The following is a 25,025-nucleotide window of genomic DNA, read 5'->3' as shown; positions in this document are numbered from 1 at the left end:
TTATTTTGAGGAGAGAAAAATGATCGGATACGTCACCATCGGCACAACGGATATGGAGAAGTGCAAGGGATTCTGGCTGGAACTCCTGGAGCCCCTTGGCGCCAAGCTCCTGATGGATATTGGTCGCATTGCCTTTATCGGAGAAGCGATGGACAAGCCGATACTGGCCCCCTGTATTCCCTACAACGAGCAAGACCCGCAGCCGGGCAACGGCAATATGCTCGCTTTCGGCTGCCAGACGACCGAGCAGGTCAATGAGCTTCATGCGAAAGCCCTGTCACTCGGGGCCAGCGACGAAGGCGCTCCGGCTGAGCGGATGCCTGGCTTTTACGGCGGTTATTTTCGCGACCTCGACGGCAACAAGGCTGTCTTTTTCAAGATGGGCTGACGAGCCGCCCTTCACAGGATGGATTTCGAGCCGGTCGGTGGGAGGCATGCCCGCCGATCGGCTCGATTTGTTTTTGGGGATGGCCGGGCCGGGTTCATCAGAGTCACAGCAGACGCAGGTGCACGCCAGAGAACCCAGGCCGTCGTCTCGCGGGACTTCCCGTCAGGGCCGGATCGTTGCCGGGGAACGGTTGGTTTCCGTTGCGGGGGCACCGATCAGGATTCTCGGCTCGGCGAAGCCCGCCAGATCCTTTTGTCCGGCATTCCAGCCCAAGGCCGTCGCACGAAAGACGATCTCGACATTTTCCCCAGCCCACGCCGAGAGGTCGATGTCGATTTCCTGCCAGAGACGCTCCCGGGGGTTCCGGAACACGTCGAAGTCTTCGAGAAACAGCGTCTCGCTTCCGCGTTTTGAGCGAATTTCAATCGCGAGCCGCAGGGGAAAGGGCCCCAGACTTTGCCAGCGATCGGGATGAACGCCGGCGGCGGTTCGGAGCCGCGCGGCTGGTGGCACGTGTGTGGTGATGGCCAACTGATTCGGTCGCTCGGTGCCCGGTTCGAGGAACAGCACGTTCCTTGTAAGAGGCCAGTTCTCGACCCCGGCGATGTCGGTGGCGGGGACCTGAGCGTTCTGGTCGGTACGCGCACTGGCCTGGTTGAGCTTCCGGTAGAGCAGGATCGACGCGCCCGGGGCCTCGCTGTGTTTCCCGGTCGTTGTGTCGAGCGTGGTTGCCGGTGGGCGGCGTTCGGCAATCCCGCAGGAGAGCCTGTCGGGGGCTCCATGGACTTCTGCCATCCGATAGTTTTCGGCCAGATAGTCGTAAAGCTTCGGTACCGTGACTTGCGGGCGCGGGGCAAAGGGTGTGTGCATCAGGGTGTAAACGATGCTGGTATCGGGGCGAGCCTCGAGGTCGGCGATAATTTGTTGGTCCCGATCCGCATACGCGTCTCGCGGCCAGAGCCAGATGAAGCGCGAGAGTGGTGGGCGGTCGGAAAGAAAGCTCAGAACCGGCAGGCAGGGGACGACCAGAACAGGTTGGTCCTCTGGGGTTTCGCGTAGGTGGTTGATCAACTCCTGATACGCAATCGCGTCTTCTGGCCGCACCCAAACGGTCCCTCGCACGCCTTCGACGGGTGTATTGAAGGTTTCCAGAGCACGGACCTCGAGATGGGCGCTGCCTGCGAGGAAAAGCAGGAAGGCCGCGCCAGCGGGCAGATAGAAAACCGGCTGCCATAGGCCCGGCAAGCGTCGGAGGAAGGCATCGACCTGGCGCGCCAGAATCGGCAGGAAGGCGGTCAGGAGAATGGAGAAATGAATCCAGTCGCGCGGCTTGGAAAAGGCCATCCAAACTCCGGCGGTGAATGCCAATTGTGCGGCGCGGGCGGCAAGCATATCGATGGGTGCCTGGTGTTTTCCGCCACCGAGCCAGCGCCATGCGAGAAGAATAGCCTCGAGAAGAAGCACCAAAGTTGGCAGGCGATAGATCAGCTTCAGACTCAGGTCGAGCCACGAAGTTTCGCGATAGATCCAGCTGTCGAGAATATCTCTCCAATGCAGATCCCAAACGAGGCCCGGCATCCAGCTGAAAAGAAACCTGCGCACTTCAGGGTCCTGCTCTCCCAGCGGGAAGAGGCGCGGTATATCCAGATAGTCGGCCGCATCGGGGCCTGCTCCCGCGCCAAAAAGAGCATTCAGAAAAATGGGATCGTAGATCGTTTGCCAGAGATAAGGTCCGAGGCCTCCCCGGGCGAGAAAGTAGAGACAGGCGAGCAGGAATGGTGTTGCCGCGGCGGCGATAAAGACGAGAGCCTTGCCCGGAAGCGAACGGCCGGGAGGTTGACGATAGCGCTGGAGGGCGAAGCCGATCAGCAGGGCGAGGAAAGCACCGGCTCCGCCCAATGCGCCGGAATCCTGCTTGGTCAGGAAGGCCAACCCGCAGACAAGTCCAGCGGCGGCGATTCTCGGATTTGAGGGGTTGTCGTGGGCGCGGAGGGTCCAGAAGCCGATCGTGACGAGGATGAGAGCGGTCGTGGCGTAATGAAAGATCGCGAAATGAGGAAACGTCCATAGCCGAAGAGCGATCAGGACAAGTGCCGCCAGAATAGACGCGGTCGTCCCGGTCAGCCGTCGGCAGAGCAGGTAGGTGACGCTTACGAGTCCCGAGAAGAGTACAAGTATCGTGAGACGGGCGACCAGCAGACTCTCCCCAAAGATCGAAAAGAGCGCGGCCATCCCGTAGAAGCTGCCGGGACCGGCAATATGGTTGGTGTCTGTGTAGAGGAGATCTCCGTGCCGGAGGTTCACGCCGATTTGCAGCACATGCCACTCGTCGCATCCGCCGGCGACAGCCAGCAGGAGTGGCCAGTGGACGGCGGCTGCCAGGAGCGCCAGGCCGCATGCGATCCACGCGTCCGCGACTGTCCCGGGTGCAGCGGGGCCCTCGTGTGCTGCCCCGTGTGCTCTTTGCGCCCGGAAGCTTTCGCGCGACTCAACCATGCCAATCGCTTCTACCAGCGCGCAGGAAGCGGGTAAACGCTCGAAGGCATCGCCGGAACGAAACGTTCGAGAACAAGGGCGCAAGGATGCTAGAGTCAGGACCGGCCCATGGCGGATGAAACCAAAAATTTCCAGCAGTTTGACCGCACCGACATTTGGCTGATGCTCGGCATCGGATTGGTGACGCTTCTATATCCGCTCTTTTTCTTCGATCGATGGATCGGACTTTTGGATGAGGGCTATATCCATGCCATCGCGGCGGATATCAACCGCGGTGACTCGCTCTATGGCGATATTTACGTCGACAATCCCTTTCCGGGTGCGTTTCATATTCTTGCGTTCTGGTTTCGCCTCTTCGAGACCTCGGTCTTGAGCTCGCGTTACCTCGCGTTGATCGGATTTGCGGTCTACGTGGCGGCCTTCTTTCGGATCCTGAGGGCGGTGGTTTCGCGCCCGGTCGCCATGGTGTTCGTGGTGTTTCTCCTCGCCTACCGGATCTGGGCATTCCCGCATTGGCAGGTTTATAGCTACTCTCTGGCTTCCGCCTCCCTGATCACTCTGGCAGCGGCGCTGGCGATTCATTTCTGGGAGTCGGGTTCGCGGAGCGGACTCTTTGTAGCGGGGCTGGTCGCGGGTAGTGCGATCCTCTGCAAGCAGGACTACGGCCTCGGCGTAACCGGCGGACTGGGGTTGGCCATGTTGCTCCTGCCCTGGTTGCGTCGGGAGGGACTGCAGCCGTGGTATCTCTTTCTCCTGCGCCCGGCGATCTTCGGGATGGGCGCTCTGGTGGTGGTGCTCGCAGGCTTGCTGGCCCTCGGTATGGATGGCGTCCTGGTCGAATTTTACACGCAAGCCGTTCTGCAACCGCTTCGCGGGGCGACCAGCTTTAATCCCTATCCGCGGCTACCGGACCTGTGGCCGTTCTGGACACAAGATACCGAGTTTCGTGCACAGATCGGACATTACTTTCCGGCGATTCTGGTCACCCTTTTCTGGGGGCCGATTTCGACGGGCTGGATCTTGCGAGAAACGGCGCTCTGGGAAATCGGGCTCAAGCTCGCATTCTGGATCCCGGTCTTCTCTTTTTTCGCAGCCTTTCTTCTTTGGGTGCCGGGTTCTCTCCGGGCCGCGGCGAAAACCCGACCTCCTCTTCCTCCAGCGCGCTTTCTGCTGATCGGTTTTGCCGGAGGTTTTCTGCTCGCGTTCCCCCCGCCGCGGGATTGGACGCACCTGATGATGATCCTTCCGCCCCAAATGGCGCTTCTGGCTGTCTTGTGCGCGGACCTCCAAGGTCGCTTCCCGCCGATGGTCCGCTTGGCATGCTGGCGAGCCGCGGTCGGTGCGGTCGGGGTTTTGATGGTCGTGAGCGCCTATCTGGCTCTGGAGTTGCGGCTCCAGATGACGGCGGTGATCAATTCGCCCCGAGCAGGTGTTTACGCGGATGTGCAGAACGGGCCGATCCTGAATCAGGTTCTTGCCTGGGCGGGCGAAGATGCGGATTCGGAATTTCTGCCCGTCTATCCGCTGCAACCCATGCTGCCGTTTTTGGCCGATCGGCGCGTGGCCGGTGGGTTCCACGTGATCTGGCCCGTGCAGGAGGAGGGCCGCGATGAGCGCATTCTGGCCGACCTTGAAGACCATCAAGTGCCACGCGTGGTCTACAGCCTCTCACAATACGCTCACTTGGGTTCTTTTGAGGAAAATGCTCCCGAGCTTTATCAATATCTGGTCGATCATTTTACGATCGACCGCGTCTTTACCGAAGAGCCCATGGGGCCTCTGCTAGTCGGTCTTCAGCGAGAAAAGCCCGCCGCGGGTTGGGGGCTGCGCGAACTTGGTGCGCACGAATCGGACACCTTTTGGGAGGCGTGGCCCTTTGCCGAGGTTCTTGCGCCCGCCAGCGGAGCGCAAGGAAAAGAGAAACCGGCGAGCTTTGCACTTCGCCTCCCAGTGGATGCTTCCCGACTGACCTTTTCCTACGGCGTACGTCCGGATGAGTGGATGGAGACTCCCGGGGGTCCGCATGGCTTTATTGTCCGGGTGCGGGAGCCCGAAGGAGCGCTTCTTGAGGAGGCTATCTGGCCGGCGATCGATCCGCGGCAATCGATCGATGCAAGAAGATGGTTTTTGGGTGAGATGGATATCGGTGCGTTCCGTGGGCGTGATGTGATTCTGGAGTTTGCGGTAACCGACGGATCGTCCGAAAATTCAAAGGAACGGTTGGCCGGATTTCATACAATTCGTCTCGAACGCTGACCGGAATAGCAACAGGCCTCGCAGGCCTGTTCTAGCGAGCGTCGGTTTCGAGCTCCGGCACCGACCATCCCCACAGGGATTGCTGTTCGGGAGCGTTCGTCGAAATCCGGAAAATCAAATTCAGGGTTGTCCCGGACGCCTCGCGCAGATCCAGTGCGGCCGGCTGCCATTGGCGGTCGTCCAGGGTGCGGCGGGGCTCGATTGTCTGCTGGAAAAGAATCCGTTCGGTAGGGGGGCCGTTGCCGGAATCAATCCGTTGCAGGATTTCGAAGGTAGCCGGCGCGCTCGGTGGTCCGAACCATTGATCAGGGTTCATGCCTATAGCCGTCCGTAGCAAGGGATGACCTGTCGGGACGGTAATGGAAACCGGAATCTCGCTTCGACTCGCTCCCGAGGGATGGGTCCAAACCTCGCGAAATGGCCAGGATTGTTGGCGCGTTCCTGCAGGCGGAGCCAGCGGTTGCCGCGCACGATGGGCGGGGGTTTCGGTCTCTCGACTGAGGGCAAGGACGATCGGGCCCTTGGGGTCGGGGGAGAAGACCTTCTCGATTTCCCAATCTGCCACCAGAGTATCGAAGAGTACCGGCGCGTTCTCCGCGAACGGAGGCAGGTGCCCCCATTGGGAAAGACTGAAGATGATATGAGGTATGGTCTCATCGAGGTCGGCCAGCACCCGCGCGTCGCGTCCTTCGGCCTGTCCTGGCCAGATAATAAAAAAGCCTCCTGCAGGTGGGCGGCCAGCGAGAAATCCGATGGTGGGTTGGGTGGGGAAGACCGGCAGGATTGCTTCTTCGGGAACATGCTGCTCGATCCACGACAGGGTCTCTTCCAGAACCGGTCCGTTCTGTCGGTCGGCGTAGATCCCCCCTCGCTCCGATGGGAGGTAATGGTCCATGGTGCCTCTGAGGTCGACCATCAGCGCTCCGCTGAGCAGGAGGAGGCTGGCTGTTGCGAGGCCGAGGATTCCGATGAAAATCGATCGAGCCGACCGAGATAATCGCTGTGCGAGGCTGAAGCTCAGCGCCGCCCCCGGCAGCAGCACGGTGGCCGGATAGACCATCATCAGATGGACCCAGTCGCGTGGTGGGTTGAATGCCAGCAGAAAGCCGAAAGCGAATGATATGGTCAGCACCCGGGCAACTGTATGATTGCTCATTCGTCGTGCCCGCAGATCGGTATAAATGATGGGGGTCCACGCGAGCAGGAGCGCGACGGGAAGAACGATGGGGAGCCAGAAAAGAATCTTCAGCAAGGCATCCCAGAACCAGGTGTCCCGATAGAGAGGGCCGGTGCCCAGACCACTGATCAGGCAATCCGCGCATTCATTCCACCAAAGAGTGGCCAGAATGGAGGGAAAGTAGTTTCCGATGCCCGCGCGAATCGCAGCATCCTGACCGAGTAGCGGCCACGGCGCGGGCAGGGTGGTGTGGGGGATGTTGCCAAGAACCTGAAACGGGAAAACAACGGTCTGGTAATAGAGCTCGTCCAGGGCTCCGTGCATCCCGTACCAGGCAAGGGTGGGAAGAATCAGACCGAAAGCCCCGATGCTGAAAAGAGCCGCCGGTCGCAGGCGGGCGACAAGCCCTCTGGGAGCATCTGGATGGAGCCAGGGCAGCAGCAGCAGAGCAAGCCCGGTGGTCAGGCTGGTGGCACCGCCGTAATCCTGTTTGCAGAGAATGGCAGCCCCCGCGACGATTCCGGCCAGCAGCAGGCTGCCAGTTCGGTTGGCACCGCTGCGGACAACGAGCGCAAACGAGATCGTGGCCAGCGTGGCGGCCATCAATGCGTAGCCATAGAACTGCCAATGCGGGAAGGCCCAAATCCGGTAGCTCCAAAGGACGCCGACCAGAGCGATTGCCCAGCCCGTGGAGGTCAGCGAGCGGGCAATGCGGAAGAGGGCGCTGACGACCGCGGCAAATCCGAACATCGTCAGGATACGAGAGCTCAGCACCGAGGTGCCCACCCATTGGAACCACCACGCCAGTAGATGAAACGAGCCTGGTAGCGGCGCGTCGATCGTGACGTCACGGTAGAGAACGCGTCCCTGGTTGATCTGATCGGCAATGCCCAGCACATAGCCTTCGTCGAGGAGTGCGAGCCAGCGATCAAAAATCGGCCATTGCCAGATCAGCGTTGCCACAAAGACCAGCGCGGTCAGGGAGTCGAGCCAGCTGCCGGGGCCCTGGGAGGTCCGGTCCGATTTGGTCTCGCTGGTCACGGAGAGAGGTTCTATCCGAGACCGGCGCCGGGGAGAAGCGCCGGATCAGGATGACCCGGCTTTGGGGAAATCGCGGATGTGCTGGTCGGCAAGACCTGATAACGATGAAAACCGGAGGCGGCAGAGTGGGTGCAACAGAGAGTCACGATCAGGAATGGTGGAGACCACTTTCGTGGCTTTTTTTGCTTCTGGGTGCGGCAGTGGTGGTGCTGTGGGTCCATGATCGCACAAGCTGGTATCTGGCCATCGATCAGTTTGGCTACTTGAGTTTTGCCGAAAATTTGCGCGCGGGTCGCGTGTCCTACTCCTCTGACGTTGCCCATATGCTCACCTATGCGCACTACGGAAAGATCGTCGATGTTTTCGGTCAGACCTACCTCCTCACCGACGGTGCCCTCTACAGCCGTTACGCACCGGGTTTTCCGATCATTCTGGCCATTACGAGTATGATCTTTGGCGAACCGGCCGTGCATGACGTCAATGCGGTCGCCATGGGACTGGTTCTGCTCGCGATCGCCTGGGTGACGCGGCGCCTGTTCAACGCAAATTGGTTGGGACTGGCCGCGGCTCTGATGGCCACGATGCTGCCGATGGAGCTTCTTCTCTGGTCGATCTCTCCCCTGCGGGATGTTCCATGTCATGTACTCACCATGTCCGGGTTGGCCTTGTTGATTCCCTCTGCCGACGGCCTTCGGCCTGCGCGTGGGCGGTTGCTTCTGGCTGGCTTGCTGACCGGCTACGCGGTCGCCATGCGCGTCGACGCGATTCTTTACCTGGTGCCTTGCGTGCTGCTTCTCTGGTGGCAGGGGCCCTGGTCCCGAGCGAATCTTGCCGCCGCGGTGCTCACGTTCTTTATCGGGGTGAGTCCCCTCTTGATCTACAATCAGATCGCGACCGGCAATCCGCTGCTGCCCACTCAGGCTCTGGAGTTGAATCAGATTCTCTCGCAGGGGCCGCAGGAAGACAACGACAACTCGCTGCTTGCCGAGCTGTTTTTGCCTGCCGACGCGCAGGCGGCGGATCAGATCCGCGGACCCCGACAATACCGGAAGCTCAATCAGGGCGGCGGGTTTCGCCTCTCGCATCTGGAGACCACGCTTCCCGGGAACCTGCGTCAATTCAGTAAAGTTTTTGGCGGTCTGGGTCTGGCTCTCGGCATCTTCGGAGCATGCCTGTCGATCAGAAGGCCGATCCTTTTTCTGGCGACGGTCCCCTATATCGTTCTGGCGACTCTCTTCTACAGCTTCTGGACGCGTGCTGACCCACGCTATCTGGCGGGAGCCTTCTTGTTGTTCACGCCGCTGGTCCTGTTTGGTGCGCGTGAACTGGTCACTGTCATTGGACGATTTCAGGAAAAGGGTGCTTCGCGGCTGGCCTACGGGGCGTCTTTTGTGGTGGTCGCCGGAGTGATCATCCTTGCCTCCGGAATAAATCGAGATGTGCCCAGTGCCTTGCCTTACGTTCTTCTGGCGCTCCTCGCCGCGATCGCCTCCGGCGCGTTGGCCGCAGGCCTGCGCGACAGCATGCGGGCCCGCCAGATTTTCGGTCTCGTATTGGGGGTTCTCCTTGTCGGGACGTTTTGCTGGCGGACCCATCAAAGCTGGGGCGGCCAGGCCAGCTTCGGTGCCGAGCAGGTGGCCGTGGCGCAGGCCAATTTCGAGGAGCTGGTGGAAGATGAGGCTCTGGTTCTGACCAGCTATCGCTATGGGCGGCCGGCGGAGAATATCAACTATTATACGGGCGCGGATGCGATCTACCTCGAGGAGTTGCTCCGGTATTCGATGGGCCATTCGAGGACGGTCGGGATGGCTGAGCTTTTTGAAAAGCCGGTCTACCTGCTGGTCGATGCAGCCGAGGCTGGCCGTTGGGTCAACAATCCGTTCACGAAAGGCAAACTTGCGTTCGACTTGATCCGGCGGATTCCTGCGGATGAGTCCCGAGCGTTTTTCGTCGCTTCGCCGCGACACCGTGGGATCCCGCTGGTGCTGGTTCGCGTGCGGCGGATTTGATTTCCCCGGCCGTATCCAGTTCGGCTGCAGGGATAGGGAAGGGCAAGCGATATGGACGTGATCGAAGCAACCATGGAGAAATGGCATCAACACCTTCGTGGGCAACTGCCCGGGGGGCTCGATGAACTTTTGCATGAGGATTGTGTCTTTTACTCCCCGGTGGTGTTCACCCCGCAACGCGGCAAGGCCATCACGAAAATGTATCTCGAAGCCGCGGGGCAGGCTCTTCCCGGAGAACCCGAGGGCGAAGCAGCCGACGGTGCTTTGCTCGGGGGCAGCAAGTCTGCGGGCGGGAAAACCGAAGGTAGCTTCCGTTACACCAAGAAGATCCTCTCTGGACAACAAGCTGCGCTGGAGTTCGAGACCACGGTGGAAGGCAAGGTCGTCAATGGGATCGATATCATTACCTGTGATGCGGAAGGGAAAATTACCGAGTTCAAGGTGATGATCCGTCCGCTACAGGGGGTTCAGGCAGTCCACCGGCAGATGAAAGCCATGCTCGAGTCGATGCAGAGCTAGCCTTGGCTCTGAAGCGTCGAAGGTCTTTCTCGACAGGACGCGCTGCTATTCGATGTGGTAAACGCGGGCTGCGTTTTCCCAGGTGATCTTGCGGACCGCTTCTTCCCCTAACGAGGCCAACGGCGACTTGGCAATCGCCTTGCGTGACTCGGGCCAGGTGCTGTCGCCGTGGGGGTAGTCGGAGGCCCACATGACATTGTCGAAGCCGATCCGCGGGATGCACTCAACCCCGAACTCCTCGTCCTCGTATGTGACCAGAACCTGGCGATGGAAGATCTCGCTCGGCAACATCTCGAGCCGGTGGTCCTCGAGCTGTGGGCCGAATTTATGCAGCTCGTGATCCATTCGCTCGAGGATATAGGGAATCCAACCCAGACCAGCTTCCCCGAGAACGAAGTTCACCTCCGGCCGCTTCTCCAGAATCCCCGAGAAGATCATGCCTGCGAGAACCTCGTCGAGCTGCACGGGGGCGACCGCCACCATGGCAGCAAAGCGCCACGAGCGCAGAACCGGCTCGATGCTGTGCAGGCCACCGCCGAGGTGAATATGAATCGGCGTGCGGGCCTCCTGCGCGATGTCCCAAAAGCGATGCCAGCTTTCATCGAAGATCGGTTTCACGCCCCGTCGAATCGTATCGGCGACAGAGCTGATGATGACGCCGCGGTGGCCCATTTCGATACAACGCTGCAATTCGGCAGCGGCACTGGCGGGGTCGTCCGAAGGAATATCGGGCAGGGCGATCAGGCGATTGCGATCGTGCTCGTTGAACTCGGCTGCCCAGTCGTTGTAGGCCTTCAGGCATTCGACCTTCAGCCCGGGTTCTTCGATTTTCAGCGCAGTGGTCGTCGGCGAGTAAATCACGTGCGAGTAGACGCCGTCACGATCCATGTCCTTGATGCGCTCGGCCGGCTGGCTTGGGCGGAAACCGAAATCATCTGCCGAAAGAAAGCCCTTGGACTTTCTGCCGTAGGGACTGAAGGTGCGTCCCTCGCATTGCCAGTAGGGTCCGTCGTCGGTGTCGACCACACGGGGGCCCTTGTCGCGGTAGGCTTTGGGGAGTCGTGTTTGCCAGAGGTCCTCGGGCAGCACGTAAATATCCATATGGTCGTCGGCCGATATCAGACGCTGGTTCGGATCGAGGCTCATGACAAAGACTCCCTTTTGTGGGCAAGGTTTATCAGGTGCGTCCGCGATTACCTGGGACGACAATCATGAAATCCACACCCGAATAGAGTCCCTAAATGCCAAACGGCCAGAGGAAATCAAATCTTCCCCTGACCGTTCGGTCAATCCGGCTGACCTCCCGGAGCTGTCTTCCTCTAGAATCGGTAGGAAAGCTCGGCTCCAAAGGTGCGCTTGATCGTGTAGTATTTGCCGAGGACTCCGAAGCTGTTGACGATCGGCGACATCCACTGCGCCGTTCCGATATTCAAAAGGTTTTTCGCCCACAAGCCGACTTCAGCGTCGTCATTCATGAAGGAGTACGAGAGACGTGCGTTGATGGCGTTCCATCCCGACTGACGAGCCTGCGGGACTTCGGGGCCGACAAAGTTGATCGCGCTCGTATAGGCCCACTCAATACGTGGTGTCACCCAGCCCTGCAGCCATTGAGGGCCGTTGACATCCAAAGGCATCGAGTACTGTGCGGCGAGGAAGCTGTTGAAGCGCGGCACCCCTTTGAACCGCTGGCCGCTGCGGTTAATGTTGGAGGCGTCGAATCCGCTCTCGGTATCCTGGAAGTTGTTGTAAACGGCATCGAGGAAGCCGAGGTTGCTCATGAGTATCAAACCCTCGATAGGCCGGGCCACCAGCTCGAATTCGATGCCGCGCGTGGTTGCGGATGCCGCGTTGTTGACAATGGTAACGATGGAGACTTCTTCCGTATCGACGCCTTCCGCTTTGTTACTGACCACTTGAATATCCTGGTAGAGGCCGACGAAGATCGAGATGTTGGCTGTGAGTAGTTGGTCAAAGGCGACGGTTTTAAGGCCAATCTCGAAGTTGTCGAGGTATTCGGGTTTGAATGCGCGGACATCGTCTGCTGCCTGAGCACCGCCAGTCAGGACACCGAACCCGCCACCTTTGAATCCTTGGGAGTAGGTGAAGTAACCCATCAAATGATCGAGCGGTGTATCGTCGAAGTATTCTTCCGGCATCGTAGCGGCGATCGTCGCCATCGGTGTCCACGATTTGAAGAGTTTCCGTTTGGATAGGCCCTGAGGATTATTACCAGTGTCGGGGATGGGCGTGTTGGCATTGATGTCGTAAGGTGCAAGGGCACCCCAGCTCCACTCTTTATAGCTCAGACCTTTTTTATCTTCGGTGTATCGAATGCCACCGGTGATCGCGAGCCAGTCGGTGGGGTCCCAAGTACCCTGCGCGAACATGGCCCAGGTCCAGTTGTCGATGTTGGTGTTTTTGCGAGTGGCACGACCTGGCAGGCATGATGCTCCGGGGAGGCTGCAGTAGGGCGGGGATGGATTGACACCCTGGTCGTAGGGGTATGGCGGCCCGTTGGGTCCGAGCTGCGCCTGGACCTGTGTGGAGAGTCGCTCAGTTGCTTGCTCGAGAAACACAAAGTAGCCAGCGATATAGTTGAACTTGTCTGTAATTCCGCCACTCCATTGGACCTCGGTGGAGATTTGCTGCGCCAGACCAGGCGCACCATTCATCGCAAAGGAGGGCATCGCTTGGGGGTTACCCGCAGCACCCAGGCTTTGCAGGTTGATAACCGGGACCCGGGTATTGTCGACGTCTGAACGCCTGCGAGGCCTCTGTTTGCGCCACGAGGTGAGGATTTTCAGTTGGTTGTCCTCAAGGAATCCGAAGTCGGGCGCATCCCAGGCAGCTGTCACCCATGTTCCGAAACTTTCGATGGCCTGCATTTGATTGGTGTCGGCATAGGTCACGTAGGGATCTTTAGATTCGTTGCAGGCATTGAAAAGCTGCGGGCTTCCCAGGGCGGCGCCCTCGTTGGCCACGACGCAATATCCTCCTGCAGCGCGGGTATGCTCGCTTGAGTAGGTGCCGCTGAGATCGATGGTGATATCATCCCACGGCAGGAAGCGAAGGGACCCCAGAAACGTGATGGAGTTCGCGTCCGACCAGTGCTCGTCACGAAGCGCGTTGTACACATAGCCCTTGCGGTTATTCGATCCGACGGTGAATCGAGAGAAAAGTTTGTCTTCGAACCACCCGATGTCGATCGGGATATTGATACTGGCCCGGGCCACCACGGAGTTGTAGTTGCCAGCTTTCACCATGGCGAAGCCTTCCAACTCTGGTCCGGGCTTCACAGTGGTTATGTTGATCGCACCACCGATAGTGTTTTTCCCGAAAAGAGTCCCCTGCGGTCCTCGGAGAACCTCGATCTGTTCCACGTCGAGCACGTCGAGAAAGTTCCCTTGAGCGCGGGGCAGGAAGACGCCGTCGACATAGACCCCGACGCCGGGGTCGAAGGCGAGATCGGCACGGTCGGTGCCCACGCCGCGAATGTAGATCTGAACATCCTGGCCGCCGAGCCCGCTCTGGAATTGCAGGTTGGGGACGAGCTCCTGAATCTGGTCGAGTCGAGTGATCCCGGCTTCCCGCAGAGTGTTCTCGCCCAGGGCTGTGACCGAGACGGGCGTGTCCTCCAGCAGTTCGGCGCGTTTACGCGCCTGCACGACAATTTCCTCGATCTGTTGCTGCTTGAACCGCGTAACTCCGGGGACGTCTTCGCCCGCCAGAGCTTCGTCGGCCTGGACTTCCTGAGAATCGACCTGTTGGGCATCGGTGCCGCCGACCTCGTTCTCGCCCTCAACGGCCTCGGTCAGATACTCCGAGGGGGCAGCAGGCGCGGTATTCGGCGCCTCGTCCTGCGCGAGAACCGGTGGTGCGAGCAGCATGGATACGAAAAGAACGGCAAGCAGACGGTAGCCCTGCGATAGAACAAAAATAGATTGTTTCATTATCCCCCCATTAAGTCGCGGTATCGATTGTTTCCGAATGGAATGGCAAGCAGATCGCCGGACCGAGCGCGATCCGCATGATCTACGAATCCAGGCTGAAAGCAACCCGGTGCGACTAGACGCGTAGCGTCAAATTCTTGGATAAATTCCCGTGCCACTGACGGACCTCCGGGCTGAATCCCGAAAACTCGATTCGATAGTCACGCGGGCAGGCCCTCCACTTCGTGTTACATCTCTTTCATGAGCCGACCTGCGAAGTTGACCGAGATTGAGGTGGAGCAAAAGTTGGGAGAGCTGCCCGCATGGGAACTGCGCTCGGGACGCTTGCATCGCGAGTTCACGTTTACGAACTTCGTGATGGCGTTCGGCTTCATGGCACAGGTGGCCCTGATTGCGGAAAAAATGGATCACCACCCGGAGTGGAGCAATGTGTACAATCGGGTGGTCATCGAACTGCAGACACACGACGCTGGTGGCTTGACGGAGCTCGATTTCGAATTGGCCGCCGCGGCGTCCGGACTTGCTCAAAGCAGCCTGATGCGAGATTGATGCTGGATGCAACAGATCTCTTGAAGTTGTTGACGGGGTAGTTTTTGCCCGGGCGCCCGATGATCGGTCGCGGGTTCGGGAGCCAAAAGGAGAACGGATTATGGCAAAGCCGGCCCAGGAAATCGTAGCGGACAAGGACCCGAGCGCGGTTCTTCCGGCTACCAGAGTCCGCATGTCGGACGATGGCCGCTGGATCGGCCCATGCAGTCATCTGGCGGCCGAGCGCGAACGCCTGGCGGCCCTCAGGTTCAGGGGTTTTGATACGAAAGCTCTCGGGGTCACTTTGGGAGCGGAAATTCACGGCATCTCCATCGGACCCGATCTGGCGCCGGATCAGGTATCGGAGATCCGCGATGCGCTCTGTGCCTTCAAGGTCATCGTTTTTCGCGAACAGACCCTCACATCAGCCGAGCATGCAGGTTTTGCAAGACTTTTTGGAGATCTGGAAATCCACCCCTTCATTCCGCCCAACCCGGAGGAGCCGGAGCTGGTCCGTTTCGAGAAGGGCCCCGATGTCAGTGGCTACGAAAACCAATGGCATCATGACGTGACCTGGCGAGAGTGCCCTTCCCTGGGTGCGGTTCTGCGAGCGGTTGAAGTTCCGGACGTCGGGGGTGACACCCTCTTTTGCGATATGAATGCGGTATACGAAGGTTTGGACCCGGAGCTACGGTCGCGCATCGATGGCCTGACCGCCAGGCATGACTATATGAAGGCCTTCGGCCACAACGTTCCCGAGGACAAGGCGGCCGAGATGCGTGCTCTCTATCCCGTGGTCGAGCATCCTGTGGTGCGAACACACCCCGAAACCGGCAAGCGGTGCCTTTTTGTGAACTCGATTTTCACCCGGGAAATCATCGGGCTTTCCTCTCGGGAGAGTGAGGATATCCTCAAGGAGCTCTGTGCTCACGCAGACTATCCGGAGTATCAGGTCCGGATTCGATGGGAGCCTGGCACCGTTGTTTTCTGGGACAACCGCTCGTTGCAGCACTACGCGAGCAGCGATTATTGGCCGCAGGCCCGGGTGATGGAACGCGCCAGCGTTTGCGGCGACAAGCCGGTCTGACGCGAAGAACGCGCCACCTCGAAGGATGCAGGGATGTTCAAGGTGTCCTGCCGTCTCGATGGGCGCCGAAAGATGAACTCTCGAGCGGGGGGGGGTCAGCAACTTTTGCGGAAGATCAGTTTGACCTTGGCACTTGCCAGTCCTGTCGCACTGCCGCCACGGTTGTTGACCTGATAGCCGTGAAAATCCAGGATCTTGAACTCGACATTGTCGCGGCATGCAGCAATCTGAAAGCGATCCTTCAATTCTTCCTTGATCGTGATCCCGTCGGGATGCCCATGATTCGAATCCAGAGCCTGAGCCGCGATGATCGCGACTTCGGCAAAGATCGATGCAAGGTCCCCCTGAAATGCATCCGCTGTTGATGGATCCCCATCACAACCAGCTTCCAGAAGCAGCCATCCCGCACCGGCGGTGACGGCGCCGACAAATACGCCCCCGATCTTCGTTCCGCGGGAGGCTCTCAGCAACAATTTGATATTGCCGTTGGCCCTCGGGTCGGTAGAGTTTTGCGGATTGAGGGTGCAGGTATGGGTTCGACCGCAAAGCGTTTTGTCTGTCTGGCAGATCTTGAAGGTGGTGTCGCCGATGCGCACTCTCTGAGGGAGGTCGAAAGTCACTTCGCCCGAGATTTGGCCACCGGTTGGATCTGGAATCAGGGTGGCGTCCGCCTTCAGGGCGAGGGCAGATGCTTGCTGGGCGGGAACCGCGAGGAGCAAGCCCAGCAGAACCAACCCGATGCCATAGGTCGTCCTTCCCCGCTTCGCTGCGGATGGGTCCCGATGCGGTATGCCAAATTTCATTCGTTTCGTCCTGAGGTGGTTGTGTTTAAACGAGTTGTGGGGGCAGGAGCCTTGCGACGCCTCATTACGATGCCACAAGCTTACGACCGAAGCCGTCCGGTGCGCAACCCCTCAAATCCGAATTGAGTCAAACTTTCATCCCGTCGTTCGTTCGATCCATAAAGCGAACTCCTTGCGGAGTGCGTTATATTGCCGGATTTGAGGGTTTTTCCGGGTTTCCGCAGAAATCCTCGGGCGAAACCCCCAGTCGATCGAGTCCGTTCATCCTGCCCCACCCTTGGCCACCTCGGGGCTTGTTTGGCGCTGGCGCCGGCTGGTGAATTGGCGGATTCGGGGATTCCGGGAGCTGAATTGAACCACGCTTCTTATTTGGTACCTTTGGTTCCGTATGCAGACTCAAATTTCTTCAGAGACTGAAACTCCTTCGGGAACCGGCAGCTTTTTCTCCGATTTGGCGGACCGTGTGCTCGCCGGGGGAATTCCCACCCGCGAGGAGGCACATCGAATTTTGAGCACCCCCTTGGAAGAAATGGAAGATCTGCTGGCGGCCGCACTCCGGATTCGGGAGAAGCGCTGGGGGCGCGGGGTCAAGATCTGCATGCTTCAAAATGCGCGGTCGGGTCTTTGCCCCGAGGATTGCAATTATTGTTCGCAGTCCAAGGTCTCGACCGCCGAGATCGAAACATACACGCTGATGCAGCGAGGTCAGTTGATTCAGGGAGCTTCGCGCGCCGTCGAACGCGGCGCCCGCCGCTATTGCATGGCAACCAGCGGCAGAGGGCCAAGCGACCGCGACATCAACGAGTTTTGTGCAACAACCCGTGCCATCAAGCGAGAGCATCCGGACCTGGAGATTTGCGTATCGCTGGGTTTGATGGACGACGAGAAGGCGGTGAAGCTGAAGGATGCCGGAGTAGGATGGGTGAATCACAACCTGAACACCAGCGAGCGTCACCATGATAATATCTGCTCGACCCATACCTATGCCGACCGTGTCGCAACGGTTCAGGCCGCGAAGCGGGCCGGGATGAACACCTGTTGTGGCGGAATTATCGGGATGGGCGAGGATAACGAGGATGTCGTCCAGTTGGGATTTGCACTCCGCGAGTTGGGGGTAGATTCTCTGCCGGTCAACTTTCTGCATCCGATCGAAGGAACGCCACTGGGCAACGAAGACAAGGTCGACAAGGAGCGTGCGTTGCGCGCCCTCTGTTTGATGCGTTTCCTGAACCCCGAGGCAGATATCCGCGCCGCCGGAGGCAGCGAGACGACGCTGGGCGAAGATGAGCATTTGGCGCTGTACCCCGCCAACTCGATCTTCGTCGCTGGCTATCTGACAACGCCCGGGCGGAGTGCTGACGAAGCGCGGCAAATGATCGAGGACCGTGGTTTCTTCGTCGACGGGACCGAGATCGAAGCCTGAGGCACGGGAGCTGAGAAACTTCCTCAGGCCTGCCGCCATGGCAGGATGGGGTGGCTGACAGCGAAAGCAAGGAGCCTCTTCGAATCTGGAGGGCGCCGCGTCCAGTATGCTTCTACCGTCTGAAATCGCTAGGTTGGTGGCATGGACTCGCGATCGAACAGACGATGCTTGCCGGCTCTGATCGCCAGCTTTCTGTTGATCATTTTGCAGCCGACAGTGAGTGCCAGCAGTGAAACTGAGGTTTTACGACTCGCTACGACCACAAGTACCGCGGATTCGGGATTATTGGACGCGATTCTCGGAGATTTCGAGACACGCTTCCATGCCCGAGTTGACGTGATTGCGGTCGGAACCGGACATGCCCTGGCGTTGGGGCGGGCTGGTGATGCGGATGTACTCCTTGTGCATGCTCGCGAACGCGAGGAGGGTTTTCTGGCGGCGGGCCATGCCACGCATCGTTCGGATGTGATGTATAACGATTTTGTTCTCGTCGGCCCCCGTGACGATCCGGCCAACACAAAAGGATCAAGCGGAATTCTCGACGCACTGGCTCGAATCGCGAAGGCCAAGGCAGTTTTTGCTTCCCGGGGTGATGATTCCGGGACTCATTCAAGGGAAATAAAGCTTTGGGCTCTCGGTGGCATGGAGCTCGACAAGGGAAGCAGTTGGTACCACGCTCTCGGTCAGGGTATGGGCGCGACTCTGACCTACGCAAACGAGCGGGGCGCCTATACGTTGACGGATCGCGGCACATTCCTGTCGCAAATCAGACATCTGTCGGATCTGGAGATTCAGGTTGGCGGGCAGTCAATTCTCGAGAATCAAGATGTTCGCCTGCGAAACTCCTACGGTGTTCTTGTCGTCTCCGATGCCAAAACCGGTGTGAACAGCAGTATGGCCAAATCCTTTGTGCAGTGGATCATTTCTCCCGATGTGCAGCGCAAAATTGCAGCCTTTCGTAGCATCAACGGGACCCAGCCACTGTTCTATCCAGTGCATAATCAGAAGGAGCCACGCGATGAGCTTGCCGCTCCTCCCGACGATGCAGATGGCCTGTCCTAGGAGGTCTCGATGAAAGGTTCCTGGGAAACGATCCAGACAGCCTTCGCCGAAGCTTTACGTCTCGTCGCGGGGCTGGATCCGAGGCTCCTCGAGATCCTTGAGATGACTCTGCAGGTGTCTCTGGGCGCGCTTTTTCTGGCCACCTTGCTCGGTCTGCCGATCGGAGCATTGTGCGGACTGGAAGCTGGTCCGCGTTTCCGTGGATTGATCCGCGGGTTGATGTACACCGGGATGGGTCTGCCGCCGGTTGTGGTGGGCCTCGCGGTCTACCTTTTCTTGTCCCGGAGCGGGCCCCTGGCGGATCTGGGTTGGCTTTTCACTCCCGCTGCGATGATTACTGCGCAGACATTCCTGGCCCTGCCGCTGGTGATGGGGTTGACCATGACGGCGGTCGAGGCTGTCGATCCCGCTTTGAAACCTCAACTTGTCTCGCTCGGCGCCACGAAGGGACAGGTGGCTCGCTGGACGCTTTTCGAGGCCCGCGGGGGGGTCCTCACCGCGATCGCGGCGGCGTTTGGTGCGGCGATCTCCGAGGTCGGGGCGGTCATGTTGGTGGGGGGGAATATCGAGGGTCAGACCCGAGTGTTGACGACGGCAATCGTTCTGGAAACGAGACGGGGTGAATTCGCGCTTGCGATGGCATTGGGCCTGATCCTGGTGTCTCTGACGTTTGCCATCAACTTTCTGCTGGTTGCGTTCGGTGAAGGGAAGACGCTTCGTGGCCGCGGCTGAGGTGCTTTTGGGCCTGTCGGGCGTCCGGCAATCGTATGCGGGGCGTTGCGTGGTGGACGTTCCGGAACTGCAGATTCATCAAGGCGAGTTTTTGGCGATTCTGGGACCAAGCGGCGCGGGAAAGACCACGCTGCTTCGACTTCTGAATCTCCTCGAAGCCCCACACGAGGGTGCGTTGTTTCTGTCTGGCGATCGACTTCCCGGAAGGCCTTTGATCGAGCATCGTCGCCGGGTAACTACGGTCTTCCAACGGCCCAAGCTTTTATCGCGATCCGTGGAACAGAATGTCGCGCTTGGTCTCGAGATGCGAGGAATTTCCGATCCGGCGAGAGTGGCTATGCTGCTGGATCGGGTGGGATTGAAGGACCTGGCAAAGGTCTCGGCGCTGCAGCTCTCGGGGGGCGAACAGCAACGCGTCGCTTTGGCGCGGGCACTGGCGATCCAGCCGGAAATTCTATTGCTCGATGAGGCGACGGCAAACCTCGACCCTCTGAATACATCTATCATCGAGAATCTGCTCCGCGAGGAGCATGCCACTCAGAAAACAACGATCATCTTCGTCACCCATAATCAGTTTCAGGCTCGCCGCCTTGCGGAGAGTTGTCTGCTGATGCTGGAGGGGAAAGTGGTGGCGCGGAGTGCGGCTGATCATTTCTTTTCTCCGGCCGCTGATCTTCAGGTGCGATCTTTTCTCGCTGGTGAGTTGGTCATTCCCTCGGCTTCGTCGTAGACAACGGGTGTCTACGAGTTTCGGTAGAGAGACGTCTGATGCCAATCGAAAATTACAGTTTTCTGCACGCAGCTGATTTGCATATTGATAGTCCGCTGCGCGGGCTGGAGCGCTATGAAGAGGCGCCGGTCGAGGCGATCCGAGGTGCAACTCGCCGAGCTTTCGAGAATCTCGTAGCCAAGGCGATCGAACTCGAAGTCGCGTTTGTCGTTCTGGCCGGAGATATCTTTGATGGAGACTGGAAAGACCATGGAACGGGGCTTTGGTTTGCCCAGCGATTGCGTGAACTCTCGCAAGCGGGGATTTCGGTTTATCTCGCGGCCGGCAACCACGATGCACAAGGCAAGACGGCCGCTGCCCTTGTGTACCCCGAGGGCGTGTATCGATTTTCGAAAACGAAACCGCAGACCTTTCGTGATCCTGCCACCGGAACTGCCTTGCACGGTCAGAGTTTCGCCACCGCGGCGATCAGGGAGAATCTTGCGGCCAGCTACCCCAAGGCGATCGCCGGAGCTCTGAATATCGGTGTTTTGCACACGGCCCTCAACGGCCGGGAGGGACATGATCCCTACGCGCCCTGCTCGCCGGATGAATTGAGATCCCACGGCTATGACTATTGGGCTTTGGGGCATGTCCACCAACGCGAGATCGTCGCTGAAGATCCGTGGATTGTCTTCCCCGGAAATCTGCAGGCGCGCCATATTCGCGAGACAGGGGCCAAGGGTGCCACGCTGGTCGGGGTGGCGGATGGCCGAATTCGATCCGTCGAACATTTGAGCTTTGATGTCCTTCGCTTCGTTCGGCTGAAAGTGGATGTCGAGGGGTGCGGTTCACGGGCCGCGTGTCTGGATCAGGTCGCTGCTGCGCTCTCGTTGGCGCGAGAAGAGGCGGAGGACCGATTGCTCGCCGCTCGCGTGACCTTGGTCGGGCGGACGGAAGCTAGTGACGAGCTATACCGGGAGCACGATGATTTTCTGCTCTCTTGCCGCGACTGGGCAAATGGTGTCGGTGATATCTGGATTGAAAAGCTCGAGCAGCGCACCCATGCGCCCTCCTCGGCTAATGAAGCGGATATGATCGAAGTTCTCGATCTGAATTCGCCGGATCTTCGGGCCGAGGTTTTGGCCAGCCTGCAAAAGGATCTGGAGAACCTGCGCACCAAAATGCCGCCGGGGCTGGGTGTTTCTGCAGGACTGGCTGACCTTGCTGATCCCGAAGTTCTCGAGAGGATCCTCGACGAGGCGCGGGACGAAGTGATTCGGCGACTTCTCGATGCTGATCGGAAGCCATCACTATGAGGATTCGCTATCTCGACTTGCGGGCGTTCGGACCTTTTACGAATCACCGGCTGACGTTTGCGGCTGAACCTGGCGATTTACATTTGATCTACGGACCGAACGAGGCGGGCAAGAGTTCCGCGCTGCGCGCGATCAGCGCCGGCTTATTTGGAATCGAAAGTCAGACCTCCGATGATTTCGTTCACGCCTACCCGGATCTGCGGCTGGGGATGTCTCTGGAAAGTCCGGGCGAGAAGCTTCTGGAGTTCGTCCGACGCAAGGGGAAGAAGCAGAAGTTGTGGGCCGGAGATGACAGTCATCCCCTCGATAATGACAGTCTGGCCGGATTTTTGGGCGGTCTGGACCGCGCGGAGTTTACGCGGGTCTTCGGGTTGGATCATATTCGTTTGCGGGAGGGTACGGAACGCCTGCTCGATGCGGCCGAGGGTACTGAGGCTGCGGTTGTCGGGGCTGCGCTGGGCGTACGAGATCTAAGCGACGTGCGGGTGCAACTGGACAAGGAAGCTTCCGAGTTGTTTTCGGCGCAGGCTCGAAAGCCCCGAATCAACAAGGCCTTCCATGACTGGCGCGAGAAAAAAAAGGAATTGGGGAAGGCCTCGCTTTCAACGGAGGCCTGGAAGCAGGCGCGCCGTAAGGTCGATCATGCGCTCATTGCGCGGGATGAGATCCTGCTATTGGAACGCGAGCTGAAGGAGCGTTTGGCGGAATTCGAATTTGTTCGGCGCAACAGGTCTCGAGTCAAGGATTGGCGTCATCTTGAAACCGAGCTTCATGCGCTGGAGGATGTTGCATCGCTCGGTTCGGATTTCGCAAAGAGATACGGGTTGGCCGACGAAGCGCGCCGAGAAGCTCTTCGCCGTCGCGATCAATTTGCGGATGACGCAAAGGACTTGGTCGTTCGCCTTGCAGCGCTTCCCGAGATGTTCCCCCTTTGCGAGCAAGCGACGCGGTTGGATGAATTACGCGAAGAAGCCAGCAAGGTGCGGGCCGGCGTGCAGGACGGTGAACGCCTCGGTGCTCGTGCGGAACTCTGTGAGGCTGCGGCCGACAAGGTAGCGAGCACTCTGGGGTTTAAGATACCGCTGACGAAGCGAAAAGTCGGAGAGTTGAAGTTGCTCATGGGCGCGCCCGCAGATTTCTGTCGTCAACTTCTCGCCGAGCATGCGGGTCTTCAGGCCACCTTCGCCGAAGGTGCCGAACGAATATTTAACGGACAGGCGGATCTGGCCGCGGCGGAGCAGGCAATCCTGAATGCGGGCGAGGCTGTGGACGCAAGCGGTCTTCTGGCGGCTCGGCGAGCCACTCTCAAGTTGGGAGATCCCGAAGCCGAGCTGGCGGGATTGCGAGAGCGGGAGGAGCAACTCGCGCGGGCTATCGAACGTGACCTCGCTCGATTGCCGGGGTTCTCGGAATCGGCGGAGGCTTTGGTGAAGCGGACGCTGCCGGGTGATGAGGTTCTCAAAGATTTCCGCCAACGCTTTCAGTCTCTCGAGACCGAGTCGCGCGAAGCGCGGGCTGAAGTTCGCAATCTGGGATTGAGGCGAGCTGCCGTCGAGTCGCAACTCGAATCGGTGGCCGCAGGAGAGACCCTTCCGACCATGGCGGCATTGACGGATGCACGCTCGAATCGAGACCAGTTATGGACGCTCGTAAAGGAAGCCTGGCTCGCGGGAGTCGATAATGCCGCGGCCGGGCATCGTCTTGATGCGGAGCGATCTCTGCCCGATGCCCTGACTTTCGCGATTGTTCACGGCGATCAGGTTTCTGACCGCTTGCGGATTGAGTCCGAGCGGGTGGCCGAAACTTCACAACTCCGCCGCCAGATCTCTGAATTGGATCGAATCCGGCAATCGTTGTCCGAGGACGAAGTTTCGCGGAAGAATCGTGCGGACGGCCTTCAGGAGCAGTGGTCGGATATCTGGAAAAGCTCGGGGTTGCTTGTAGGGGACTGGGCAGCGATGCAGGACGCAATCCCTGCGAGGGACGCGATCCTTGCCAAGTTGGAGGAACGCGAGAGCTGCTCGTTCCGGATCGATCAGTTGCAGGGGCGGCTGGAGGCCGCGCGAGCCGAGATTTGTACGGCGATCGCATCGTGCGGAGGGCATCCACCGGAGAAGTCGAGGAGTCTGGCTGAGTGTCTGGCGATCGCGGACGCGCTCGGCGAGGAATTGGAGGCTCGGTCACAGGTCATCCGCGAGGCTCAAATCAAGCACGCAGATCTACTGACATCCGCTACCAAGGACCAGCAGGCGCAGGATCGGCGACGCGACCAGCTGGCGAATTGGGATGCCAAGTTTTCATCGGCGACGAAAGACTTCCCTCTAAGGCCGGAAGATCCTCCGGAAGCTGTGGAAAGGGTTTTGCGGCAGATCGAGGCACTTTTGAAGGATTTCGAAAGTGCGAGCGGGTTCCGCGAGCGTATCGAAAAAATCCATGCTCTCAGAGAGGGATTGGATACCGACCTCGCCGATTTTTGTCGCACCTACGCCACCGATCTTCCGAAGCTGGACAGGGCAGGCACCTTGACGCACCTTTTCCAGCTCCTGGAGGAGCAGAAAGTGCAACGGCAGGACCACCGTCGCCTGTCCTCGAATCTCCTGGCGAAGCAGGATGCAGCTCAAACGGCAGAGCGCACTCTCAAGGCCGCTGAATCCGATCTGGCTGGTTTGACTGCCGAAGCTGCGGTCGAGACCCTGGAAGATTTACCGGAGCGCATTCGTATGGCGGATGTGAAGCGACAGCTTTTGGAGAAACGCGATACCCTCGTGCAGCACTTCGCGGGGGAAGAAGTGGAGGTCGAAGAACTGGTGCTGCGGGTCGAAGGGGAGTCCGCGGTTGATCTGGAGGCAGAGATGCTCCCCTTGCAAGCCGAACTGGATTCTATTTCGGCGAAGCGAGCAGTTCTGGTTGAAGAGGCGACGCTGGCGAACGCCGTGTTTCAGGCGTTGGAAGATGGAACCGGGGCCGATGATCTGGCGATCGAGATGGCCGATGTCGCAGCGGGCCTCCGGGATCCAGTTACGCGCTACGCCAGACTTCTTTTCTCCTCCCGGTTACTCTCGGCAGCTGTCGAGAGATACCGGGAGCGCAATGAGGCACCCTTGCTCGCTTACGCGTCAGCCTATTTCGCCCGCCTGACCCGAGGCCGCTACGATCGTATTGAAACCGATATGGAGGGCAGCGACGAAGGCGGGTTTCGGGTTCGCTCGACCGCCAACTCACGGAGCAAGCCGTTGGATTCATTGTCGGAAGGTACCGTGGACCAGCTCCATCTGGCACTGGTCCTCGGATCTTTGGAGCATCGGTTTTCTGCGGGCGCCGAACCCATGCCGCTTCTGCTTGATGATATCCTCGTTCATTTCGATGATGAGCGATCGATGGCTGCGCTGGAGACCTTGGTCGAATTTGCGAAGACGACGCAGGTCCTGCTCTTCACCCACCACGAGCGAGTCAGGGATCAGGCGATGCAAGCTGGTGGTTCCATTCATGACCTTCAAGGATCCATGGCCGAATTTTGATGGCTTCT

17 protein-coding genes are annotated in these 25,025 nt (G+C 59.2%); 12 read left to right on the top strand and 5 right to left on the bottom strand.

From position 1 onward, the window contains the following. Positions 1 to 19 precede the first annotated feature (19 nt). A complete protein-coding gene (locus tag P8K07_12455) occupies positions 20 to 388 on the top strand; it encodes a VOC family protein (GenBank protein ID MDG1959327.1) in 369 nt (122 codons plus the stop codon). A 162-nt stretch (positions 389 to 550) separates the two neighbouring features. On the opposite strand, the gene P8K07_12450 is transcribed toward P8K07_12455, so the two are convergent. Next, positions 551 to 2,884, bottom strand: a complete 2,334-nt coding sequence (locus P8K07_12450; protein MDG1959326.1) for a glycosyltransferase family 39 protein — start codon at positions 2,882 to 2,884, stop codon at positions 551 to 553. Between the two features lie 108 nt (positions 2,885 to 2,992). Between P8K07_12450 and P8K07_12445 the strand changes: the two genes are divergently transcribed. Next, complete coding sequence (locus P8K07_12445; GenBank protein MDG1959325.1) at positions 2,993 to 5,140, top strand: hypothetical protein; 2,148 nt, start codon at positions 2,993 to 2,995, stop codon at positions 5,138 to 5,140. A 31-nt stretch (positions 5,141 to 5,171) separates the two neighbouring features. Here P8K07_12445 and P8K07_12440 read toward each other — a convergent pair whose 3' ends face one another. Then, positions 5,172 to 7,358, bottom strand: a complete 2,187-nt coding sequence (locus P8K07_12440; GenBank protein ID MDG1959324.1) for a hypothetical protein — start codon at positions 7,356 to 7,358, stop codon at positions 5,172 to 5,174. Between the two features lie 125 nt (positions 7,359 to 7,483). Here P8K07_12440 and P8K07_12435 point away from each other — a divergent pair, with 125 nt between their 5' ends. Together P8K07_12435 and P8K07_12430 are read left to right on the top strand one after the other, a co-directional pair. Further along, positions 7,484 to 9,367, top strand: a complete 1,884-nt coding sequence (locus P8K07_12435; protein MDG1959323.1) for a hypothetical protein — start codon at positions 7,484 to 7,486, stop codon at positions 9,365 to 9,367. A 72-nt stretch (positions 9,368 to 9,439) separates the two neighbouring features. Further along, positions 9,440 to 9,886, top strand: a complete 447-nt coding sequence (locus P8K07_12430) for a nuclear transport factor 2 family protein (GenBank protein MDG1959322.1) — start codon at positions 9,440 to 9,442, stop codon at positions 9,884 to 9,886. 45 nt (positions 9,887 to 9,931) lie between these two features. Here P8K07_12430 and P8K07_12425 read toward each other — a convergent pair whose 3' ends face one another. Both P8K07_12425 and P8K07_12420 read right to left on the bottom strand, forming a co-directional pair. Continuing rightward, the gene (locus tag P8K07_12425) at positions 9,932 to 11,032 is read right to left on the bottom strand and encodes an amidohydrolase family protein (GenBank protein MDG1959321.1); all 1,101 of its coding nucleotides are present in this window, start codon (positions 11,030 to 11,032) and stop codon (positions 9,932 to 9,934) included. Between the two features lie 173 nt (positions 11,033 to 11,205). Next, entirely contained in the window at positions 11,206 to 13,836 is a 2,631-nt protein-coding gene (locus P8K07_12420) for a TonB-dependent receptor (protein ID MDG1959320.1), read from the bottom strand. Between the two features lie 240 nt (positions 13,837 to 14,076). Between P8K07_12420 and P8K07_12415 the strand changes: the two genes are divergently transcribed. Further along, positions 14,077 to 14,385 carry a 4a-hydroxytetrahydrobiopterin dehydratase gene (locus P8K07_12415; protein MDG1959319.1) on the top strand — a complete coding sequence of 103 codons (309 nt, stop codon included), beginning with the start codon at positions 14,077 to 14,079 and terminating at the stop codon, positions 14,383 to 14,385. A 100-nt stretch (positions 14,386 to 14,485) separates the two neighbouring features. Further along, on the top strand, positions 14,486 to 15,451 hold the full coding sequence (locus tag P8K07_12410) for a TauD/TfdA family dioxygenase (GenBank protein ID MDG1959318.1): 966 nt from the start codon (positions 14,486 to 14,488) through the stop codon (positions 15,449 to 15,451). Positions 15,452 to 15,546: 95 nt separating this feature from the next. On the opposite strand, the gene P8K07_12405 is transcribed toward P8K07_12410, so the two are convergent. Next, positions 15,547 to 16,254, bottom strand: a complete 708-nt coding sequence (locus P8K07_12405) for a hypothetical protein (protein MDG1959317.1) — start codon at positions 16,252 to 16,254, stop codon at positions 15,547 to 15,549. Positions 16,255 to 16,642: 388 nt separating this feature from the next. Between P8K07_12405 and bioB the strand changes: the two genes are divergently transcribed. From bioB to P8K07_12375, 6 genes are all read left to right on the top strand, one after another. Beyond that, positions 16,643 to 17,677, top strand: a complete 1,035-nt coding sequence (gene bioB, locus P8K07_12400) for a biotin synthase BioB (GenBank protein MDG1959316.1) — start codon at positions 16,643 to 16,645, stop codon at positions 17,675 to 17,677. A 141-nt stretch (positions 17,678 to 17,818) separates the two neighbouring features. Further along, positions 17,819 to 18,739, top strand: a complete 921-nt coding sequence (locus P8K07_12395; GenBank protein MDG1959315.1) for a substrate-binding domain-containing protein — start codon at positions 17,819 to 17,821, stop codon at positions 18,737 to 18,739. Between the two features lie 9 nt (positions 18,740 to 18,748). Then, positions 18,749 to 19,471 carry an ABC transporter permease gene (locus P8K07_12390; GenBank protein ID MDG1959314.1) on the top strand — a complete coding sequence of 241 codons (723 nt, stop codon included), beginning with the start codon at positions 18,749 to 18,751 and terminating at the stop codon, positions 19,469 to 19,471. Further along, a complete protein-coding gene (locus P8K07_12385; protein ID MDG1959313.1) occupies positions 19,458 to 20,201 on the top strand; it encodes an ATP-binding cassette domain-containing protein in 744 nt (247 codons plus the stop codon). Before P8K07_12390 ends, P8K07_12385 begins: the two co-directional genes overlap by 14 nt. Positions 20,202 to 20,239: 38 nt before the next feature. Beyond that, positions 20,240 to 21,499 (top strand): DNA repair exonuclease, encoded by a 1,260-nt coding sequence (locus P8K07_12380; GenBank protein MDG1959312.1) that lies wholly within the window; start codon positions 20,240 to 20,242, stop codon positions 21,497 to 21,499. Then, complete coding sequence (locus P8K07_12375) at positions 21,496 to 25,017, top strand: AAA family ATPase (GenBank protein MDG1959311.1); 3,522 nt, start codon at positions 21,496 to 21,498, stop codon at positions 25,015 to 25,017. Before P8K07_12380 ends, P8K07_12375 begins: the two co-directional genes overlap by 4 nt. Positions 25,018 to 25,025: the final 8 nt, after the last annotated feature.

It is taken from the genome of Candidatus Binatia bacterium, from assembly GCA_029248525.1.
Lineage (GTDB): Bacteria > Desulfobacterota > Binatia > UBA12015 > UBA12015 > UBA12015.
Note: the sequence above shows the minus strand (reverse complement) of the source record. Positions and strands in the feature narration are given on the sequence as shown.

Excerpts from the sequence above, each read along its gene's own strand:
- P8K07_12455 (MDG1959327.1), top strand. The coding sequence starts at position 20 with ATGATCGGATACGTCACCATCGGCACAACGGATATGGAGAAGTGCAAG.
- P8K07_12450 (MDG1959326.1), bottom strand. The coding sequence starts at position 2,884 with ATGGTTGAGTCGCGCGAAAGCTTCCGGGCGCAAAGAGCACACGGGGCA.
- P8K07_12445 (MDG1959325.1), top strand. The coding sequence starts at position 2,993 with ATGGCGGATGAAACCAAAAATTTCCAGCAGTTTGACCGCACCGACATT.
- P8K07_12430 (MDG1959322.1), top strand. The coding sequence starts at position 9,440 with ATGGAGAAATGGCATCAACACCTTCGTGGGCAACTGCCCGGGGGGCTC.
- P8K07_12425 (MDG1959321.1), bottom strand. The coding sequence starts at position 11,032 with ATGAGCCTCGATCCGAACCAGCGTCTGATATCGGCCGACGACCATATG.
- P8K07_12420 (MDG1959320.1), bottom strand. The coding sequence starts at position 13,836 with ATGAAACAATCTATTTTTGTTCTATCGCAGGGCTACCGTCTGCTTGCC.
- P8K07_12415 (MDG1959319.1), top strand. The coding sequence starts at position 14,077 with ATGAGCCGACCTGCGAAGTTGACCGAGATTGAGGTGGAGCAAAAGTTG.
- P8K07_12410 (MDG1959318.1), top strand. The coding sequence starts at position 14,486 with ATGGCAAAGCCGGCCCAGGAAATCGTAGCGGACAAGGACCCGAGCGCG.
- P8K07_12405 (MDG1959317.1), bottom strand. The coding sequence starts at position 16,254 with ATGAAATTTGGCATACCGCATCGGGACCCATCCGCAGCGAAGCGGGGA.
- bioB (MDG1959316.1), top strand. The coding sequence starts at position 16,643 with ATGCAGACTCAAATTTCTTCAGAGACTGAAACTCCTTCGGGAACCGGC.
- P8K07_12395 (MDG1959315.1), top strand. The coding sequence starts at position 17,819 with ATGGACTCGCGATCGAACAGACGATGCTTGCCGGCTCTGATCGCCAGC.
- P8K07_12390 (MDG1959314.1), top strand. The coding sequence starts at position 18,749 with ATGAAAGGTTCCTGGGAAACGATCCAGACAGCCTTCGCCGAAGCTTTA.
- P8K07_12380 (MDG1959312.1), top strand. The coding sequence starts at position 20,240 with ATGCCAATCGAAAATTACAGTTTTCTGCACGCAGCTGATTTGCATATT.
- P8K07_12375 (MDG1959311.1), top strand. The coding sequence starts at position 21,496 with ATGAGGATTCGCTATCTCGACTTGCGGGCGTTCGGACCTTTTACGAAT.